A 19,408-nucleotide genomic window follows, 5' to 3' on the forward strand; every position below is an offset into this window, starting at 1 on the left:
GGCGACGCCTGAAGCACGCTAACAATTCGCGGATGCCAGCGAAAGCAAAAGCAAACCGCGGATGCCAGCGCAAAGGCATGAACACCGACCAGCGGCGCCAGAACCACAAAAAACATATCGCGGATGCCAGCGAATACCAAACACACCAAACGGCGTAGCCCGCGCCTCGGAGGCACAACGCGGATGCCTGCGCAAAAAAACCGCCCCCCTCATCCACGATGCAGCTTGAAGTCCACTTCCCTTGCCCGCCCTTCCAACGACAACATCGCCCGCGCCGCCGGCGCACGGCTCACCACTTTCCCTCGGCTCACCACGACCAGCCGCGCCGCGCGCAAGCGTATCGCCTCCACAGCATCGCGTGCGTCGAGCACAACGAGATTCGCGTCGCAACCCGGCTCGATCCCGTAACGTTCGAGCCCGAGAATACGCGCCGCGTTCACCGTGACGGCATCGAAGCAAGCATGCATCGCGTCAATACCCGTCATCTGCGCGACGTGCAAGCCCATGTGCGCCACTTCGAGCATGTCGCCAGAACCGAGGCTATACCACGGGTCCATCACGCAATCGTGGCCAAACGCGACGTTGACGCCCGCCGCAAGCATCTCCGGCACACGTGTCATGCCGCGCCGCTTCGGATAAGTATCCGAACGACCTTGCAACGTGATGTTGATAAGCGGATTCGCGATCGCCGCCACGCCCGATTCGCACATCAGCGGCAGCAGCTTGCTGACGTAGTAGTTGTCCATCGAATGCATCGACGTCAGATGCGAGCCCGTCACGCGCCCTTGCAGTCCGAGTCGATGCGTGTGAGCCGCGAGTGTTTCGATGTGACGCGACAGCGGATCGTCCGATTCGTCGCAATGCATGTCCACGCGCAAGCCTTTCTCTGCAGCGAACTCGCATAGCAATCGCACCGACTCCGCGCCGTCCGCCATGGTCCGCTCGAAATGCGGAATGCCGCCGACCACATCGACACCCAGCGCAATCGCACGCTTGAGGTTGTCGAACGCACCCGCACTGCGCAGCAGCCCGTCTTGCGGAAACGCCACCAGTTGCAGGTCCATATAAGGCGCGACGCGGCGCTTCACTTCGAGCAGCGCTTCAACCGCGAGAAGGCGCTCGTCGCACACATCGACATGCGTGCGGATGGCGAGCAGACCCCGCGCGACAGCCCAGTCGCAATACTGCAGCGCGCGCTCGACGAGCGCTTCCTGCGTCAGATGCGGCTTCAGCTCGCCCCACAGTGCGATGCCTTCGAGCAAGGTGCCCGACGCGTTCACGCGCGGTAACCCGTACGACAGCGTCGCGTCCATGTGGAAGTGCGCGTCGATGAACGGCGGCGTGACGAGCGCACCCTGCACGTCGATCTCTTCACGTCCGCCCGCAGCCAGGTTCGGCGCGACGGCGACGATGCGCCCACCTTCGATGCCGATGTCGACGGGGCCATTCTGTTTCGGGGCACTGCGCGGCAATACGGCATTGCGGATGATCAGATCCATGGGCGGCTCCTTTGCATGACTACGATTCTATCGGCGGAAGAAATCCATGGGGAAGCATCCTGATGGCATAGGACAAAAGACCGTACCGTACTGGCCAGCCGCGTGCGATCCGTACTGCTCACCCCGGCGGCTCGCAGCCTATACTCGACGCGATCAACCGGTACGGGCAAGAACGCAAGATGAAAACGATAGGCGTGATCGGCGGGATGAGCTGGGAATCGTCGGCCGAGTATTACCGGCTGCTGAACCGTTATGCGAAGGCGCGTCTCGGCGGTCATCACAATGCGCGCAGCGTGATGGTGACCGTCGACTTCGCACCCGTCGAAGCCAACCAGCGCGCAGGCGACTGGCACGCGCTCGGCGTCCAGATGGCGGATGCCGCGCGGCAACTGGAGCGCGGCGGCGCCGACATCGTGCTGCTCGCGACGAACACCATGCATCGCGTGCACGAAGCGATCGAAGCGGCGATCACAGTGCCCTTCCTGCATATCGCCGATCCGACGGGCGAAGCGCTGCGCGCAGCTGGCATCGGGCGAGTCGGCTTGCTGGGCACGCGCTATACGATGGAGCAGACCTTCTACGCGGGACGCCTGCGCGAGCGCTTCGGCCTCGATACGCTCATTCCCGGTGACGATGGCCGCGCGCACGTTCATCGGATCATCTACGACGAGCTGTGTCACGGCATCATCGAGCCGTCGTCGCGCGCGATCTATCAAGACGTGATCGAAGACCTGAAGGCGCGCGGCGCGCAGGCCGTCATTCTCGGCTGCACGGAAATCGCGCTGTTGATCCGCCAGGAAGACTCTGTTCTGCCTGTGTTCGACACCACTGCGCTGCATGCGAAACACGCTGTCGACTGGGCGATCGAAACCGGCCGTTGATGAGATGCAATACCTCGCCGCGAACGCACAACACAATAAGATGAAAAAACTTCGTTCAAATGTTTGACGCATGGCGAAGGTGTCCGTACAATTCGCCTCTCTGACGCGGGGTGGAGCAGTCTGGCAGCTCGTCGGGCTCATAACCCGAAGGTCACAGGTTCAAATCCTGTCCCCGCAACCAGTTTCAAAGGCATCGTGTCCTGCTCCACACGGCCTCGAGCAGTACAAGCAGTGTTACGCATCCAAAGCCCGCATCGCCCAAAGCGTTGCGGGCTTTTGCGTTTTTGCCTATGCAGGTTGCCGTACTGAGCGGCGCTGCCCGATCGCGGTAAGATTCCATCCAGCACCTGATACAACGAGAACGAGCGATGAAATTAGCCACGTGGAATGTGAACTCCCTGAAGGTTCGTCAGCAGCATGTGATCGACTGGCTCGAACTCAGCCAGACCGACGTGTTGTGTCTTCAGGAACTGAAGCTGCCCGACGAAAAATTTCCGCGCGCCGAGCTCGAGGAAAAGGGTTATCGCAGCTGGTTCGCCGGTCAGAAGACGTATAACGGCGTCGGCATTCTCGTGCGCGACGGCGTGAGCGTCGACGAAGGCAGCATCATGCGCAACATACCCGGCTTCGAGGATCCGCAGCAGCGCGTCATCGCGGCCACCATCGAAGGCGTGCGCGTGGTCTGTGCCTATTTCCCGAACGGCCAGGCGCCCGGCACTGACAAGTTCGCCTACAAGCTGCGCTGGCTCGACGCGCTGCACGACTGGATCGCCAGCGAACTCGCGCAGCATCCAAAGCTCGCGCTGCTCGGCGATTACAACATCGCGCCTGAAGACCGCGACGTGCACGATCCGAAGGCGTGGGAAGGACAGAACCTCGTTTCGCCGGAAGAGCGGGCGCAGTTCAACCGCCTCGTCGAACTGGGTCTCGTCGATTCGTTCCGGCTCTTCGAGCAGCCCGAGAAGACTTTTACGTGGTGGGACTATCGGATGCTCGCGTTCCGCCGCAACGCGGGCTTGCGCATCGACCACATTCTGCTGTCGAAGCCGCTGGCCGCAAGCTGCACACATTGCGACGTCGACAAGACGCCACGCAAGTGGGACCAACCGTCGGACCACGCGCCTGTCGTCGCGCTCACCGAATAACTCGCGGCAGAAACACAAGCGTATTAGCAAAGAAAAAGCGGCTCGATAGCGCATCGCGCCATCGAGCCGCTTTACATTGTCGCGTGCAACCACAGCACCACTCGCGCACGCCCCGAAGCATCAACGCTTACGGTTCGAGATTCAGCTCCTGAATCTTGCGCGTGATCGTATTGCGACCGATGCCGAGCCGCTCGGCCGCTTCGACCTTGCGCCCGCGCGTAAAGTCGAGCGCTTCGCGGATCACGGCCGCTTCGAAACGGCGCGACAGTTCGTCCATCACATCGGCGGCGTTCTCGCGCAACAGCTTCGCGACTTCCGTGCGCAGCCCGCTCTCCCACGCCGCGACAGGCGACGGAATCACCACGCCGCCGGCCGCGACGGGTGCACTCGTGCCCGTGGCCACGCCGTTCGTGACGCCCCCGTTGCCCACTGCGCCGTCGATCGGCAGCGATCCCGCAGACGTCGCGAATTCCGCCCCGGCCTGCTGCGTCGAGACGAGATCGGGCGGCAGGTCCTTGATCTCGATCGTCTGCGCCGGCGCCATCACGGTCAGCCAGTTGGCGAGATTTTCAAGCTGACGCACATTGCCGGGAAACGGCAGCGACGTCATATACGCCAGCGCCTCTTCCGACACACGCTTGGGTTCGACGCCGAGATCGCGCGCACTCTTCTGCAGGAAATGGCGCGTCAGCAGCGGAATGTCCTCGCTACGCTCGCGCAGCGCCGGCAAGCGCAGACGGATCACGTTCAAACGGTGATACAAGTCCTCGCGGAACAGCCCTTGCCGCACACGTGATTCGAGATTCTGGTGCGTCGCGGCGATCACGCGCACATTCGCGCGCAACGGGTTATGTCCGCCGACGCGATAGAACTGCCCATCCGACAACACGCGCAACAGACGCGTCTGCAAGTCGAACGGCATATCGCCGATTTCATCGAGAAACAGCGTGCCGTTCTCAGCCTGCTCGAAGCGGCCCTGGCGCATCGCCTGCGCGCCCGTGAACGCGCCGCGCTCATGGCCAAACAGTTCGGATTCCAGCAGATCTTTCGGAATCGCCGCCGTGTTCAATGCGATGAACGGTCCGTTCGCGCGTGGGCTATGTCGGTGCAAGGCGCGCGCGACAAGTTCCTTACCGGTGCCTGATTCGCCCGTAATGAGCACGGTCGCAGCCGAATGCGACAGACGGCCGATCGCGCGGAACATGTCCTGCATCGCGGGCGCCTGACCGAGCATCTCGGGCGCTTCGGCAACGCGGTCGTCCCATGTGTGCTCGCCGCGCATGCTTTCGTCGACGGCGCGGCGAATCAGTTCGACGGCCTTGTCGACGTCGAACGGCTTGGCGAGGTATTCGAAGGCGCCGCCCTGAAACGCGGCCACGGCGCTATCGAGATCCGAGAACGCCGTCATGATGATGACGGGCAAGCCCGGCACGCGGTCGCGCACGGTCTGCAGCAGTTCGAGCCCGGAGCCGCCAGGCATTCTGATATCGGAGACCAGCACCTGAGGGCTGTCGTGTTCCAGTGCGCCCGCGGCTTCGCGCACATTCGCGAAGCTGCGCGTCGCGAAGTTCTCGCGTGCGAGTGCTTTTTCGAGCACCCAACGGATCGATTGATCGTCGTCTACTATCCAGATCGGCTTCATATAGGTCCGTCAGAAGTCTTGTCTTGCGTGTGGTGTGACCAGTCGAGTATCAGGCGTCGAGCGGCAGCAGGATCTGAAACTCGGTGTGACCCGGACGGCTCTCCACTTCGATCATCCCTTCGTGCTGCTGCACGAAAGTCTGCGCGAGCGTCAGGCCAAGACCGCTACCGTCTTCCCTGCCCGATACGAGCGGATAGAAGATGCGATCGCGTATGTCTTCGGGAATGCCGGGCCCGTTGTCGACGATATGCAAGTCCAGTGCCAGCTTGCAAAGACGTTTCGCGATCGTCACCTTGCGCGCCACGCGCGTGCGCAACTCGATGCGCGCATCGCCTTGCGAGATGCGTTCGCGCAGCGCTTCGGCCGCATTGCGCACGATGTTCAGCAGCGCCTGGATCAGCTGCTCCTTGTCGCCGCGCAGATCGGGCACGCTGACGTCGTAGTCGCGTTCGATCGTCAGACCGCGCGGAAACTCAGCGAGAATCACCGCACGCACGCGCTCGCAGACTTCGTGAATATTCACGTCGCCGACGATATGCGGATGACGATGCGGTTCGAGCAGGCGGTCGACCAGCGTCTGCAGCCGGTCCGATTCCTTGATGACGACCTGCGTGTATTCACGCAGTTCGTCGCGCTCGCGCGCGCCGAGTTCGAATTCGAGCAGTTGAGCCGCGCCGCGAATCCCGCCGAGCGGGTTCTTGATCTCATGCGCGAGATTGCGGATCAGCTGCTTGTTCACGGCCGTCAGATCGTGAATGCGCTCTTCGCGATCGGATCGCAAATGGCGCTCGTTCTCGAACAGTTCGAGCAGCACGTAGTCCTGCGCGCTCTCCAGGAAGCCGACTATCGCATGCACGTGCAGCGGCTCGTGACCGCCGCGTTCGAGCACGGCGTCCAGATGCGTGGCGTGGAAACGGTGAGCGGCGATTGCGGCGATGGTCGCCGTCAGTTCTTCGCCGTTCGTGAAGATGTCGGGCCAGGCCATTTGCGTAAGCTGCCGGCGCGACATTTCGAGCATCGACTCGGCCGACGGATTCGCGAACGCGACACGCAGCGTCCGCTTGTCGAGCACGAGCACGACGGTGGGCAGCGCCTCGAAGCCCGGCAGCAAACCGGATTCGACGAGTTGCGCATCATCCGACAATGCGTCGGTGTGCCCTTTTCTGGCCTTGATCAGGTTCTTCAATACCATCTTGCAGTCGGGTCTCGATAGCCTTGCATGGGACGGGAGCCAGCGCCAACGCGCGAACTTCCGTCGACAGGAGATGGTGGGCGCGCTTCATCGCACGCGGTTCAAATCAGGTCGATCACCAGCAACGACACGCTGCAGCAGCCGTTCCGCAACAAAAACGTCACAGCTTTCGATCCAACGAAAAAGGGACGGCGCCGCCGTCCCTTCGTGACCGATCGCAGCGTCGGGGCGGACGCTTCGCCGCATTTCGCGAACGAAGCGCAGCGCCACCTGGAGCGATTACAGCGAGTAGTACAGTTCGAACTCGACCGGGTGCGTGGTCATACGCACGCGTTGCAGCTCGGTTTCCTTCAGTTCGAGGTAAGCGTCGATCATGCCGTCGGTGAACACACCGCCGCGCGTCAGGAACTCGCGGTCTGCGTCGAGCGCTTCCAGTGCCTGGTCGAGGCCGGCACACACGGTCGGGATCTTTGCATCCTCTTCCGGCGGCAGGTCGTACAGGTTCTTGTCGGCGGCTTCGCCCGGATGGATCTTGTTCTGCACGCCGTCCAGACCTGCCATCATCAGTGCCGAGAAGCACAGGTACGGGTTCGCGAGCGGATCCGGGAAACGCGTTTCGATACGGCGGCCCTTCGGGTTCGCAACGTGCGGAATACGGATCGATGCCGAGCGGTTACGTGCCGAGTAAGCCAGCTTCACAGGCGCTTCGAAGTGCGGCACGAGACGCTTGTACGAGTTCGTACCCGGGTTAGTGATCGCGTTCAGCGCGCGTGCGTGCTTGATGATGCCGCCGATGTAGAACAGCGCGAATTCCGACAGGCCAGCGTAGCCGTTGCCCGCGAACATGTTCTGGCCGTCCTTCCAGATCGACTGGTGGACGTGCATGCCCGAACCGTTGTCGCCGACGACGGGCTTCGGCATGAACGTCGCCGTCTTGCCGTACGTGTGCGCGACGTTGTGAACGATGTACTTCAGCTGTTGCGTCCAGTCAGCGCGCTGAACCAGCGTCGAGAACTTCGTGCCGATTTCGTTCTGGCCTTGACCTGCCACTTCGTGGTGGTGAACTTCGACAGGGATGCCGATCTGTTCGAGCAGCAGACACATTTCCGAGCGGATGTCCTGGAACGTGTCGACAGGCGCGACCGGGAAGTAGCCGCCCTTCGTGCCCGGACGGTGACCCGTGTTGCCGCCTTCGAATTCCTTGCCCGACGACCACGGTGCTTCTTCCGAGCCGATCTTGACGAAGCAGCCCGACTGGTCGGCGCTCCACTGGACCGAGTCGAAAATGAAGAATTCCGGTTCCGGACCGAAGAAGGCCGTGTCGCCCAGACCCGTGCTCTTCAGATACGCTTCGGCGCGCTTTGCGAGCGAGCGCGGGTCGCGTTCGTAGCCCTTGCCGTCAGCCGGTTCGACGACGTCGCAGGTCAGCACGAGGGTCGACTCTTCGTAGAACGGGTCGATGAAGGCGGTGTCGGCGTCCGGCACGAGCAGCATGTCCGACGCTTCGATGCCCTTCCAGCCAGCAATCGAGGAACCGTCAAACGCATGGCCGCTTTCGAATTTGTCTTCGTCGAATGCCGACACCGGCACCGAAACGTGTTGCTCCTTGCCGCGCGTGTCGGTGAAACGGAAGTCGACAAACTTGACGTCCTCGTCCTTGACGAGCTGCATGACGTCGGCCACGGATTTACTCATAACCTATCTCCTGATTAACGAATTCGGCGGGTTCAGCCGCCGCCCAATCTAGCTGACCAGCCTCGATGCGTCCACCCCTGGGATAGCGGCAGCCGCGGAAATCTGCTGCTGGCATCGGGCCAATCTGATCGGCACCAATAAAGCAGCTTCCATGCCATGTTTTCGTTCCGCATGCGCCAGGCCGTTGCAGCCCCAATGCCGACGCGCCTTCGCAGGGAATTTGCATACACCGTTTGCGGGAATCGCCGGAGGCGGCGGGACGCATACGCACCATAATCGTGCGTTCGCGTAGTCTGCGCCCGCTTAACATTCCGTTTTGGTGCGCGTCACCCATTTTGCACCATTAACGGGCACGCCCGTCTATTCTCGAATTTCGCGCCGTGCATGGCGGCGCGACGCGCGCCGCTCCGGCAGCTTGCTAGAATGTTTTTTTGGCCCCTAGGAGATTTGCTGTCATGAGTACGCTCGAACAGTTGTACAGCCAGGCTGAAAAGCGCCGTGTCGACAACCAGCTCCCCTACGCGGGCGCCGTCACGCCTGCCGAGGCATTCGAGCTTCTGCAACTCGACCCGCGCACCCGTCTCGTCGATGTGCGCACGCGCGCCGAACTCGACTGGGTCGGACGTCCGGTGGTCGGCGACGGCCAGTATGCGCATGTCGAATGGACGCGCTACCCGGGCGGCGTGCCGAATGCCGAATTCATCGACCAACTCCGTCAGGTCGCAACGCCCGACACGCCCGTGCTGCTGCTGTGCCGCAGCGCGGCGCGCTCGAAGCTGGCGGCCATCGCGGCGACGCAGGCCGGCTTCACGAAGGCGCTGGATCTGCTGGAAGGCTTCGAAGGCGACAAGGATGGCCAAGGGCATCGGAAGACCGTGTCGGGCTGGTGTTTCCGCGGCTTGCCGTGGATTGGCGCTTAACGGATCGCACGCTGGCATAAGAAGCGCTGCCGTCGCTTCCCGGATACGCGGCGCACGGTGAACACCGTGCGCCGTTTTCATCTGGAATGGTCCGCGTGCGATGTGACAGGCGGATGTTGCTACCCGAACGGAACGCGTTGCGCCCCTTCCGCCCCGCTCAGCGATGCGGCTGTGCGTGCGCTGCCGCTTCCGGCTCGACGATATCGCCGCCGAGCAGATGCACGCCTTCACGCAGCTTCACGAATGCTGCGGCGACGGCTTCCGGCTCGCCCTTCACGCCCAGATCGATATGCCGGCGCGCATAGATGCCGCCGCGCTCCGCATCGCCGACGCTCGGCAGGCTGAACACGCGCACGCCCGGAAAGTCATGCTCGATCTTTTCCATCAGCGGCGTCAGCGTCGACTCGGGCAACTCGAAGACGAGCAGAGACCTTTCCGCGTGCGGCGTCGAATGATGCAGATGCTGGTACTTCGTATCCAGCACCCATTCGATCATCGGCCAGGCCATGACCGGAAAGCCCGGCACGAAGTGATGATCGCCGACTGAAAAACCAGGGATCTTGTTGTAGCCGTTCGGAATGATCGACGCGCCGCGCGGATACGTGCCCATATTCAGACGATGCAAATTATCCGGCGTGTTGAAATCGACGGGCGCGGACGAACTGGCGGGATGCATGTCGCGGATGCGCTCCTGGATCAGCGCCTTTGCCTCGGGGTGCAGTTCGAGCGGCACGGCAAGCGCGGCGGCTGCGCATTGGCGCGTGTGATCGTCCGGCGTCGCGCCGATGCCGCCCGTCGAGAACACGATGTCGCCCGAGGCGAACGTGCGGCGCAAGGTCGCCGTAATGCGCTCGGGATCGTCGCCGATATATTCGGCCCACGACAGCGACAGGCCACGCGCGCTCAAAAGCTGGATGACTTTCGGCAGATGCTTGTCGACGCGTCTGCCGGACAGGATTTCATCGCCGATGATGATGACGCCAAATGCCATTGAAGCCTCTTGTATCAGTAGGAGACAGGCGCTGTGCCGCGCGCGCCGTGGGGACCGTGGTGACCGTTCCCGCCATGCTCGCCGGCGCGCATCCGCTGCAGTGCGCGCAGGCAGTAATAGCCGAACCACAGCGCCGTGAACACGAGGATGAAAGCATAGATCCAGATGGTCACGGCAGTCATCACAGGAAACAGCACGATCAGCCACACGGACGACGCCCAGATCAAGGTGGGCAGCGAGCCAAGCAGCCCGCTCGCCACGCCGATCAGCAGTAGCGGAAGGCGATGCTGGCGCACCAGCGCGCGCCGCTCTTCGCTGCTGGCGTGCAACGACAGCGCATCGTAGGTCATCACGCGATAGGTGAGCCAGCCCCACAGCAGCGGCGGGATCAGTGCGAAGAACGGCGGAATCAGCCACAGCGGCAGCGTGATCACGAGCACCAGCAGGCACACGAGCGTCGTCCATATCGAATGCACGAGGCTGCCGACGAAGGTCCCGCCGCGCCGCATTTCCAGCGCAGCGAACTGCCGCTTCGACAGATGCCTGATGACGGCGGGCATCGACAGCGTCGCGATCAGCAGCAGCACGGTGACGACGATCAGCGGAATCGCGACGGCGATCACGATGAACGGCGCCACGGCCGCATGCAGCGACGAGAAGCCGAGCCAGTCGAATAGCCCGTAGAGCGTGGTCGTGAGCGGCCAGCTTTCGAGCCAGCTGCGCGTCGCACCGATCAGGGTCTGCCAGGAAAACCATAGCGCCACGCCCCACACGATCGTGGCCGCCGCGAACGGCATGAACGTCAGCCACAGCATGCGAGGATGCAACACGGAAGAAAGCGCGCGCCCGAACGAGCGCAGGAGATCATTCATGCGTAGTCGATGACGTGATGGGAATGCAGGAAAAGGAAGGAAACGTGGACAGGATAAACCACGCGGGGTGCCAGCGTCGAAAGTGCGGGCGGACGCTGATGAATGCGTCTGCAAGCGAGTGCGCGGGCGTCGCCGCGCAGCCGGTGATCGTCAGACGCGCGCCCTGCCGTAAGACGCGTCGAAAGCGAAACGCAACGAAGACGCGCTTACGCCGCGCCCCGCTGCTTCTTGCCGGCGATGCGCTGCCCAATGCGCACGAACGCGAGCCAATGCTGCGCCCAGAAACCCTCGCCGTAATGACGGCCGCTGAGCTGATCGCGAATGCCCGTCGGCTCCATTTCGCGGCTCCACGATGCGCTGCCGAACAGCATGTCCCACCACGGGAAAAGCACGCCGAAATTGCAGCCGTACTTGAGGCCTTCGTGACCATAGCCAATGGCGTGATGGCGGCGATGGAACGTCGGACTGACGAGCAGGCGCTCGCCGAGCCAACCGAAATGCAGACGGATATTCGCGTGCTGCACGCTCTGCGCGAGGTTCGTGATCGCGACGAGCACGACGAACTGCGACGGCGGCACGCCAATGAACAGCGCGATCACGGCGAAGAAACACGCCTGCAGCAGATCGTCGAGCAGATGATTGCGGTCGTCGGCCCACAGCGACATCTGCTGCTGGCTATGATGCACCGCGTGCAGTTCCCACCAGACGCCGATCCTGTGCTGCCCGCGGTGATACCAGTAGCCCGCGAAGTCGAGCACCAGTAGATACATGACGAACGTCACGAACGGCTGCGTCGTGACGCCCGGCCACAGATTGTCGAGTTCGATATTCGCGATGCCCTGCAGGCGCAGCCAGCCCTGCACCGAATCGAAAAACGGCTGCAGCGCGAAGAAGAAAAACAGATTGAGAATGCCGAGCTTGGCGATCCACGTGTAGAGCACGTCGACCCGCACCGCCTTGCGGTCCTTCCACTGCTCGACGGGCCGCAACGCTTCGAGCGGGCGCAGCAGCGCATACATCGCGCACACTTCCAGCACGCCGACGATCACCCAGTACAGGCTGTCGTACGTGTCCTCGTCGTAGTCCATCAGGTTGAAATGGAACAGCAGCGGTTGCACGACGTCGACGTACAGCAGCGTCTGGATCGACGAAACGAAGCTATCGAGGCTGGAGGCGATCAGGTGGAACATGGTGCTCTTTAGGCGTCGCGGTTCTGCTTCACTGCGCAATTCACGGCGCGCCGGCGAGGCGCGCCATCTGCGTTATCAGGCCCCGTTCGGCGCGGTGACAGGCGCGCGGTTGAAGAAATAGATGCCGTGCGGCGAACGGCCGACAGCGATCGTCTGGATCAGCTTGTGCGTGGTCAGGTCGATAACGCCGACATGCTTCGCGAAACGGAACGTTACCCACAGATAGCGTTTGTCGGCGGAAAGTTCCATGTCGTCGGGGCCCGGCATCAGTCCCGTGATGTCGCCCACGTTGGTGAGCGTGTCCTCGTCGAGGATGCTGATGGTGCTGGCCACGCGGTTCGACACGGCCACGTGCTTGCCGTCCGCGAGCGAACGGAAGTTGTGCGCGCCCTTGCCCGTCGTGATCGTCTTCACGACCTTCTGGTTGCGCCAGTCGACGACGGCGACATAGTCCGCACCCGTCATGCCGATCAGCAGATATTTGTCGCCCGGCGTCATCCACAGGCCGGCCGGCACCTTGCCGACTTTCATCTTCCACTTGACCGTCTGCGTGGCGAGATCGACAGCGGCGAGTTCACCCGACACCTGCAGCGTGACGAACACCGTCTTGCTGTCGTTCGTGAACGCCATGTGGCTCGGCATCACGGCAAGCGGCAGACGGCTCGCGAGCGTCATGTTGTGGCCGTCGTAGTGATAGATGTCGAGGCGATCGAGGCGCAGGCCCGTCGTCACGAGCCACTTGCGATCCGGCGAGAAACCGATCTGATACGGATCTTCGATGTTCTCGACCCAGCGCTGCGGCTTACCCGTTTTCGGATCGACGAACATCAGATTGTTCGACACCGAATTCGCGACGATCAGCGACGAATTGTCCGGCGTCGGCATCAGGTGATGCGGTTCCTTGCCGGTCGGCACCGTGTCGACGACCTGACGCGTCGCTTCGTCGATCAGGCTCAGCGTGGCTTCGCCGGAATTGAGCACGATCACGTTGTTAGCGAGAACTGACGGGGAGAAGAAGCTTGCTGCCGCGACGAGCGCCGCGCCTGCTGCAAACGTGCTGGTCAAACCGGGAAGGGAAAATTTGCGCATGAAAACTCACATCAGGGGGTAATCGCCATTGTAGAACGTTTGCGTGTCGCTTCGGTTGACGGCGGCAAAGGAAAAGCGGGACGTTGCGGCGCGGTGCCGCAGGGGGTGCCGGACGGCTTTCGGGTGGCTTTGCGCGCGTGGCCCCGGCCGCACCGCTGGTCGCACGAAACGATGCGATTAAACCATTTATGTATCAGACGCCGTTAGATGCCAAATAATATCAATCGAGAAAATCGCGCGATTATCCGGCGTCTGATTCCGCTATTTAAGAACGAAATTTCCGAACATTATTAATTAAGAATTACCTCATATCGCATCAAACTCCGCACGCCAAGAATTCGTGGACGCACTACCCGCTTCGACGTTTGCCAGCAGGTGGAAGCGCGCCGGTCCGCGCTGACTGAATGTGTCCGCGCCTCGACACACATCTTTCCCAACTACGAAAGCGGGTTTTGCCAGTTTCGATGCTTTGTCGTGTCCGGCGTTTCCGAGTATTTGCTGTCCAGTTTTACCGGAGTTTGAGGCATGAAAATAATGAATGAGATAGCGCAAGAACCCATTGCAATCCATCGCGCCATATTGAACGCGCGCAAGGCGCCGCGTGCGGCGCGCGCTTCGACCATCGCGCCGCTGGCGATCGCGGGTTTCGTGTCGCTGTTCGCGGCAGTCGTTGCCCATGCGTCCGTCATCATGGGCAACGGGGCAAGCGCTCTGACCATGACGGGCGTTGCGGCCGGCGACACGTCGTTCGCCGGCGGCAACGATGCGACGGCTGTGGGCGATACGTCGACTGCCAGCGTCGGCAACACCACGGCCATCGGCGCGCATTCTCGCGCGATGGCGGTGTCGGCCACGTCGCTGGGCGACACCGCACAGGCAATCGCCGCGCAGTCGCTCGCACTCGGCGCCAATTCCATGGCGAGCTTCGGCAACAGCGTGGCGCTTGGTTCAGGCTCCGTGACGCTGTATGGCGCGCAAACGGGCTACACCGCGTTCGGGTTGAACGCGCCGCAGACCTCCGTCGGCGAAGTCAACGTCGGCAACCGGACCATCAGCGGCGTGGCGGCGGGCCGCGCCGACCAGGACGCCGTGAACGTCGCGCAACTGAAGGCGGTGGCGGGCAGAATCGACGGCAGTGTCATGTACGACCGTCATCCCGACGGCTCGATCAATCGCGACAGCGTCACGCTCCAAGGCGACGCGGGCAATGGCGGCACACTGATCCACAACGTCGCCGACGCCGTCGACACGCACGACGCCGTGAACCTCGGCCAGTTGTCCGCGATGCTCGGCAATGCGGTCGGCAATATCACCGTCAACACCTCGAATCCGATGTTCAGCGCCGAGGGCTCGCCCGCCACCGAACCCGCGCAGGCAAGCGGCGCGCACTCGATCGCAGCGGGCGCGAATGCACAGGCAGGCGGCGCCAATGCGGTAGCGCTCGGCGCCGGCTCGAACGCAAGCGCGGACAATTCAGTGGCGCTCGGTCAAGGCTCGATCGCAGATCGCGCGAATACGGTCTCGGTCGGCGCTGCAGGACAGGAACGTCAGATCACGAACGTCGCCGCGGGCGTTCAGGGCACGGACGCCGTCAACCTGAACCAGCTGAACCAGGGTATGAGCAGCGCTGTCGGCCAGGCGAAAGCGTATACCGACGACCAGGTCCGCTCGGCACGCAAGGACGGTTATGGCGGCGCGGCGGCGGCGATCGCGATGGCGGGCCTGCCGCAAGCCGTGCTGCCGGGGCGCGGGATGGTCGCGATGGCGGCCGGCACGTATGGCGGCCAGTCGGCAATGGCGCTCGGCGTGTCGAAACTCTCCGACACGGGCAAATGGGCCTACAAGCTACAGGGGACGGCCAGCACGCGCGGCGAACTGGGCGGGTCCATCGGGGCCGGCATGCACTGGTAACGCGCAGCAGCAACATTCACGGGGTGTAATTCCCGCGTGCGACGTGCCAAAAGCGTCGAGTTTCGCCGCGCCGGCGGTTTGCAACGCGTATTGCCGATAGCGGCAAAACCCGGGGCGCGCGCAGCGAAGCGCGCCCGCATCGCTCAACGCTGCATCGACTCCCACACCTTGTGGAGACGCTTGACGGAAACAGGCATCGGCGTGCGCAGTTCCTGCGCAAACAGCGACACGCGCAGTTCCTCCAGCAGCCAGCGGAACTCGGCAAGCCGGGCATCCGGCACGCCGCCCCGCTGCGCGAGCGCTCGCTGGTAGTTCTGCGCGAGCGGCTGAAACTCTGCGAACTGACGCGCGTCGCGTGCCGAGTCCGCTTTCAGTTTGTCGATGCGCAGCGCGATGCCCTTCAGATAGCGCGGGAAATGACTCAACTGCACGTACGGCGTATCGACGATAAAGCGTTTGCCGACCAGCGCATCCAGCTGGTTCTGCATGTCGGCAAACGCAGCGGCGAACGGCTTCGCCTGCGCGAGTTTCTTCACGACGGCCGAATACTCGCCAAGAATCTGTCCGCCCAGGCGGGCAATCTCTTGCGCGAGCAACGTCAGCCGGCTGCGGCCTTCGTCCTTGCGCGCGTGGAAACTCGCGTCGTCGTCGGGCAGCGGGTCTTGCAGGCACGCGCGGTCGAGCGCGGTGTCGATCAGTTGATCGCGCAGTTCTTCCTGCGTGCCGCGCGGCATGAACTGCATCGCCATTTCGCGCAAGCCCGGCAGATTTTTTTCGAGGTATTTGATCGGCTCGCGCAACTGCAGCGCGAACAATCGGCGCAAGCCCGCTCGATGAATACGCGCCGCCTCGTCCGGCGAATCGAACACTTCGACGTCGCAATGCGTGCCGCGATCGACGAGCGCCGGATAGCCGAACAACGTATGCCCGCCGCGCCGGATTTCCAGAAGCTCGGGGAGCTTGCCGAAGTTCCACGTCGTCAGGTTTTCGTAGAGGGCTGTCGCGGGCGCCGCCGCTTCGCCTGCAGCGGGCGTGTGTGGCGCGGATGACGCGCCACGTGCGCCCCCGCCATTCGCGCCGCGCGCCGCGCCGCCCGCAGTTCCGCCCGCAGTTCCGCCCGCGGTCCCGCCCGCGGTCCCGCCCGCAGTTCCGCCCGATGCGCCGCGCGCAGCGACATCGCTGCCGCCCGAGCCCGCATTCGCGAGCGCCGCGCCCGCCGCGCTCGACGCGATTTTCTGAAACTGCTGTTGCGCCTGGCCGCCCAGCTCCGCGCGTAGCTGCGCGAGATTGCGGCCCATCGCGAGCTGCCGGCCGTGCTCGTCGATCACCTTGAAGTTCATGAACAGGTGCGGCGCGAGCGTTTCGAGCTTGTAGTCCGACTGCTTCGTCGCGGTCTGCGTCTGCTCGCGAACGTCGGCGATCACCGTGTCGAGCAGACCGCCCGCGCCGAAGCGCGGCCCGCTGTGCCGCTCGACGAAACCCGCCGCGTACTCCGGCAACGGCACGACGTGACGACGCAGCTTCTGCGGCAACGATTTGAGCAGCAGTTGCGTCTTTTCCTTCAGCATGCCGGGCACGAGCCACTCGACGCGCCGCGCATCTACCTGGTTCAGCGCGTACAGCGGCACGGCGAGCGTCACCCCATCGCGCGGCGAGCCCGGTTCGAAGTGATAGGTCAGCGTCATGTCGACGCCCGCCATCGTCATCCGCTTCGGGAACAGGTCGGTCGTGACGCCCGCCGCCTCGTGGCGCATCAGATCGTCACGCGACAGATACAGCAGACGCAGCTTGTCTTCCTGCTGCCCGCTCTTCTTCACTTCATCGCGATACCAGCGCTCGAACGCGGCGCCCGTATGGATACCGTTCGGCACGGCCTGATCGTAAAACGCGTAGATCAGTTCGTCGTCGACGAGAACGTCCTGGCGGCGCGACTTGTGCTCGAGCTGTTCGATATCGGCGAGCAGCTTGCGGTTGTGCGCGAAAAACGCGAGCTTCGTGTCGAACTCGCCTTCAACCAGCGCGCCGCGGATGAACAGTTCCCGCGCGCGCGCCGGGTCCTGCTTGCCGAAACTGACGCGCCGCCGGTGATACACAGGCAAGCCGTACAGCATCGCGCGCTCGAACGCCGATACTTGCGCTGCGCGCTTTTCCCAATGCGGCTCGGAGAGCGACTTCTTCAACAGATGCGCGCCGACCCGCTCGATCCACTCCGGCTCGATCCTGGCGATGCAGCGCGCGTAGAGCCGGCTCGTCTCGACGAGTTCCGCCGCCATCACCCATTTGCCCGCCTTCTTCACGAGCGCCGAGCCGGGCCACAGATAAAACTTGATGCCGCGCGCGCCCAGATAGTACGGCTCGTCGTCGGCCTTCAGGCCGATATTGCCCAGCAGGCCCGTCAGCAGCGCGAGATGAATCTGCTCGAAGGTCGCTTCGCTGTCGTTCACGCGCCAGCCATGCTCGCGCACCACCGTCAGCAGTTGCGAATGCACGTCGCGCCATTCGCGCAGGCGAAGATGGGACAGGAAATTCTGCTTGCACGCGTCCGTGAGCTGACGGTTCGACTTCTTGTGCGCGATGGCCTCTTCGAACCACGCCCAGATTTTTAGCCATTGCAAAAACTCGGAGCGCTCGTCGGCGAACTTGCGGTGCGCCTGGTCGGCCTGTTCCTGCGCGTCGATGGGGCGGTCGCGCGGGTCCTGCACGGACAGCGCGCTCGCGATGATCAGCACTTCGCGCAGCGCCTGCTGGTCGCGCGCGCCCAGAATCATCCGGCCGACGCGCGGATCGAGCGGCAGGCGCGCGAGTTCGCGGCCGAGCGGCGTCAGCGCGTTGTCGTCGTCGACGGCGCCGAGTTCGTTCAGCAACTGATAGCCGTCGGCGATCGCGCGGCCGGGCGGCGGCTCGATGAACGGGAAGGTTTCGATCGCCGTCAGATGCAGCGACTTCATCCGCAGAATGACGGAAGCGAGCGACGACCGGAGAATCTCCGGGTCGGTGAAACGCACGCGCGACTGGAAATCGGCTTCGTCGTAGAGGCGAATGCAGATGCCGTCGGCGACACGCCCGCAACGCCCTGCCCGCTGGTTCGCCGCCGCCTGCGAAATCGACTCGACCTGCAGCTGCTCGACCTTGTTGCGATACGAATAGCGCTTCACGCGCGCGAGGCCCGTGTCGACCACATAGCGGATACCCGGCACCGTCAGCGAGGTTTCGGCGACGTTGGTGGCGAGCACGATGCGCCGCGCGTTCGACGGACGGAACACGCGTTCCTGCTCCGCCGCCGAGAGCCGCGCGAACAGCGGCAGGATTTCCGTGTGCGGCGGATGGTGCTTGCGCAGCGCTTCGGCCGCGTCGCGAATCTCGCGCTCGCCGGGCAGGAACACGAGCACGTCGCCGGGGCCTTCGCGGCACAGCTCGTCGGCGGCTTCGACGATCGCGTCCATCAGATCGCGGTCGGTCTCGCGCTGCGTTTTCGGACGATCCGGACGATCCGTGCGATCGCCGCGCTCGCGGCCCGCATTGCCTTGCGCCGCCTTCACCGCCGGCGAATCTTCCGCGACGGGACGATAGCGGACTTCGACGGGATACAGCCGCCCGCTCACCTCGATCACGGGCGCGGGTTTGTCTTCGGAGCCGAAATGACGCGCGAAGCGGTCGGCGTCGATGGTCGCCGACGTCACGATCAGCTTCAGATCGGGCCGCTTCGGCAGAATCTCTTTCAGGTAGCCAAGCAGAAAATCGATGTTCAGGCTGCGCTCGTGCGCTTCGTCGATGATCAGCGTGTCGTAAGCCTTCAGCAGCGGGTCGGTCTGCGTTTCCGCGAGCAGAATGCCGTCCGTCATCAGCTTGACGGACGCACCTGGCGCGAGATTGTCGGTGAAACGCACCTTGTAGCCGACCACTTCGCCGAACGGCGTGCCGAGTTCCTCGGCGATCCGCCGGCCCGTCGCCGATGCCGCGATCCGGCGCGGCTGCGTGTGGCCGATCAGGCCGCTGCCCCCCGCGCCGAGCCCGCGTCCGAGCGCGAGACAGATCTTCGGCAACTGTGTCGTCTTGCCCGAGCCCGTCTCGCCGCTCACGATCACCACCTGGTGGCCCGCGATCGCCCGCGCGATTTCCTCGCGGCGGCCCGAGACGGGCAGCGCCTCGGGGAACGTGATGGGCGGAATGGGATTCGGCTCGACGACGCGCGCGGGCTTGCGCGGCTCACGCGGCGTGTTGCGCTGCTTTTCGCCGTCCGGCTCACGCGGCGTGTTGCGCTGCTTCTCGGCGCCCGGCTCGCGCGACGCATTGCGCTGCTTCTCGGCGCCCGGCTCGCGCGACGCATTGCGCTGCTTCTCGGCGCCCGGCTCGCGCGACGCATTGCGCTGCTTCTCGGCGC

13 protein-coding genes and 1 tRNA gene are annotated in these 19,408 nt (G+C 63.6%); 5 read left to right on the forward strand and 9 right to left on the reverse strand.

The window, feature by feature from the left end; all coding sequences use genetic code 11:
• Positions 1-209: 209 nt before the first annotated feature.
• Complete coding sequence (locus tag KFO72_RS36215) at positions 210-1,499, reverse strand: amidohydrolase family protein (RefSeq protein ID WP_176054253.1); 1,290 nt, start codon at positions 1,497-1,499, stop codon at positions 210-212.
• Between the two features lie 179 nt (positions 1,500-1,678).
• Between KFO72_RS36215 and KFO72_RS36220 the strand changes: the two genes are divergently transcribed.
• From KFO72_RS36220 to xth, 3 genes are all read left to right on the forward strand, one after another.
• Positions 1,679-2,380, forward strand: a complete 702-nt coding sequence (locus KFO72_RS36220) for an aspartate/glutamate racemase family protein (protein ID WP_060601425.1) — start codon at positions 1,679-1,681, stop codon at positions 2,378-2,380.
• A gap of 104 nt (positions 2,381-2,484) precedes the next feature.
• A tRNA-Met gene (locus KFO72_RS36225) sits at positions 2,485-2,561 on the forward strand.
• Positions 2,562-2,748: 187 nt separating this feature from the next.
• Positions 2,749-3,525, forward strand: coding sequence for an exodeoxyribonuclease III (gene xth, locus KFO72_RS36230; protein WP_054934358.1), 777 nt, complete (start codon positions 2,749-2,751; stop codon positions 3,523-3,525).
• Positions 3,526-3,652: 127 nt separating this feature from the next.
• Here the strand turns inward: xth and ntrC are convergent, their stop codons facing one another.
• The 3 genes from ntrC to glnA form a co-directional block, all read right to left on the reverse strand.
• Positions 3,653-5,167 (reverse strand): nitrogen regulation protein NR(I), encoded by a 1,515-nt coding sequence (gene ntrC, locus KFO72_RS36235; RefSeq protein WP_054934357.1) that lies wholly within the window; start codon positions 5,165-5,167, stop codon positions 3,653-3,655.
• A gap of 49 nt (positions 5,168-5,216) precedes the next feature.
• Positions 5,217-6,359 carry a nitrogen regulation protein NR(II) gene (glnL, locus tag KFO72_RS36240; protein ID WP_054934356.1) on the reverse strand — a complete coding sequence of 381 codons (1,143 nt, stop codon included), beginning with the start codon at positions 6,357-6,359 and terminating at the stop codon, positions 5,217-5,219.
• Between the two features lie 279 nt (positions 6,360-6,638).
• Positions 6,639-8,054: a type I glutamate--ammonia ligase gene (gene glnA / locus KFO72_RS36245; RefSeq protein ID WP_054934355.1), complete on the reverse strand. Its 1,416-nt coding sequence runs from the start codon at positions 8,052-8,054 to the stop codon at positions 6,639-6,641.
• A 455-nt stretch (positions 8,055-8,509) separates the two neighbouring features.
• On the opposite strand from glnA, the gene KFO72_RS36250 reads away from it, so the two are divergent.
• Positions 8,510-8,974: a rhodanese-like domain-containing protein gene (locus KFO72_RS36250; RefSeq protein ID WP_035990574.1), complete on the forward strand. Its 465-nt coding sequence runs from the start codon at positions 8,510-8,512 to the stop codon at positions 8,972-8,974.
• 157 nt (positions 8,975-9,131) lie between these two features.
• Here KFO72_RS36250 and KFO72_RS36255 read toward each other — a convergent pair whose 3' ends face one another.
• The 4 genes from KFO72_RS36255 to KFO72_RS36270 all read right to left on the reverse strand — a co-directional run bounded on the left by KFO72_RS36255 (position 9,132) and on the right by KFO72_RS36270 (position 13,116).
• Positions 9,132-9,965 (reverse strand): competence/damage-inducible protein A, encoded by an 834-nt coding sequence (locus KFO72_RS36255; protein ID WP_060601427.1) that lies wholly within the window; start codon positions 9,963-9,965, stop codon positions 9,132-9,134.
• Positions 9,966-9,979: 14 nt separating this feature from the next.
• Positions 9,980-10,837, reverse strand: coding sequence for an EI24 domain-containing protein (locus KFO72_RS36260; protein ID WP_225034109.1), 858 nt, complete (start codon positions 10,835-10,837; stop codon positions 9,980-9,982).
• A 206-nt stretch (positions 10,838-11,043) separates the two neighbouring features.
• Positions 11,044-12,027, reverse strand: coding sequence for a sterol desaturase family protein (locus tag KFO72_RS36265; protein WP_054934352.1), 984 nt, complete (start codon positions 12,025-12,027; stop codon positions 11,044-11,046).
• Between the two features lie 75 nt (positions 12,028-12,102).
• A complete protein-coding gene (locus KFO72_RS36270; RefSeq protein WP_054934351.1) occupies positions 12,103-13,116 on the reverse strand; it encodes a beta-propeller fold lactonase family protein in 1,014 nt (337 codons plus the stop codon).
• Positions 13,117-13,641: 525 nt separating this feature from the next.
• Here KFO72_RS36270 and KFO72_RS36275 point away from each other — a divergent pair.
• The gene (locus KFO72_RS36275; protein WP_318248527.1) at positions 13,642-15,027 is read left to right on the forward strand and encodes a YadA family autotransporter adhesin; all 1,386 of its coding nucleotides are present in this window, start codon (positions 13,642-13,644) and stop codon (positions 15,025-15,027) included.
• A gap of 143 nt (positions 15,028-15,170) precedes the next feature.
• Here the strand turns inward: KFO72_RS36275 and hrpA are convergent.
• The coding region (gene hrpA / locus KFO72_RS36280) for an ATP-dependent RNA helicase HrpA (RefSeq protein WP_225034110.1) at positions 15,171-19,408 on the reverse strand (4,238 nt) is incomplete at its 5' end.

The organism is Paraburkholderia sp. XV, from assembly GCF_020177535.1.
In the GTDB taxonomy this organism is placed as follows: domain Bacteria; phylum Pseudomonadota; class Gammaproteobacteria; order Burkholderiales; family Burkholderiaceae; genus Paraburkholderia; species Paraburkholderia caribensis.

Coding starts and splice junctions, on each gene's coding strand:
- KFO72_RS36215 (WP_176054253.1), bottom strand. CDS start 1,499: ATGGATCTGATCATCCGCAATGCCGTATTGCCGCGCAGTGCCCCGAAA.
- KFO72_RS36220 (WP_060601425.1), top strand. CDS start 1,679: ATGAAAACGATAGGCGTGATCGGCGGGATGAGCTGGGAATCGTCGGCC.
- xth (WP_054934358.1), top strand. CDS start 2,749: ATGAAATTAGCCACGTGGAATGTGAACTCCCTGAAGGTTCGTCAGCAG.
- ntrC (WP_054934357.1), bottom strand. CDS start 5,167: ATGAAGCCGATCTGGATAGTAGACGACGATCAATCGATCCGTTGGGTG.
- glnL (WP_054934356.1), bottom strand. CDS start 6,359: ATGGTATTGAAGAACCTGATCAAGGCCAGAAAAGGGCACACCGACGCA.
- glnA (WP_054934355.1), bottom strand. CDS start 8,054: ATGAGTAAATCCGTGGCCGACGTCATGCAGCTCGTCAAGGACGAGGAC.
- KFO72_RS36250 (WP_035990574.1), top strand. CDS start 8,510: ATGAGTACGCTCGAACAGTTGTACAGCCAGGCTGAAAAGCGCCGTGTC.
- KFO72_RS36255 (WP_060601427.1), bottom strand. CDS start 9,965: ATGGCATTTGGCGTCATCATCATCGGCGATGAAATCCTGTCCGGCAGA.
- KFO72_RS36260 (WP_225034109.1), bottom strand. CDS start 10,837: ATGAATGATCTCCTGCGCTCGTTCGGGCGCGCGCTTTCTTCCGTGTTG.
- KFO72_RS36265 (WP_054934352.1), bottom strand. CDS start 12,027: ATGTTCCACCTGATCGCCTCCAGCCTCGATAGCTTCGTTTCGTCGATC.
- KFO72_RS36270 (WP_054934351.1), bottom strand. CDS start 13,116: ATGCGCAAATTTTCCCTTCCCGGTTTGACCAGCACGTTTGCAGCAGGC.
- KFO72_RS36275 (WP_318248527.1), top strand. CDS start 13,642: ATGAAAATAATGAATGAGATAGCGCAAGAACCCATTGCAATCCATCGC.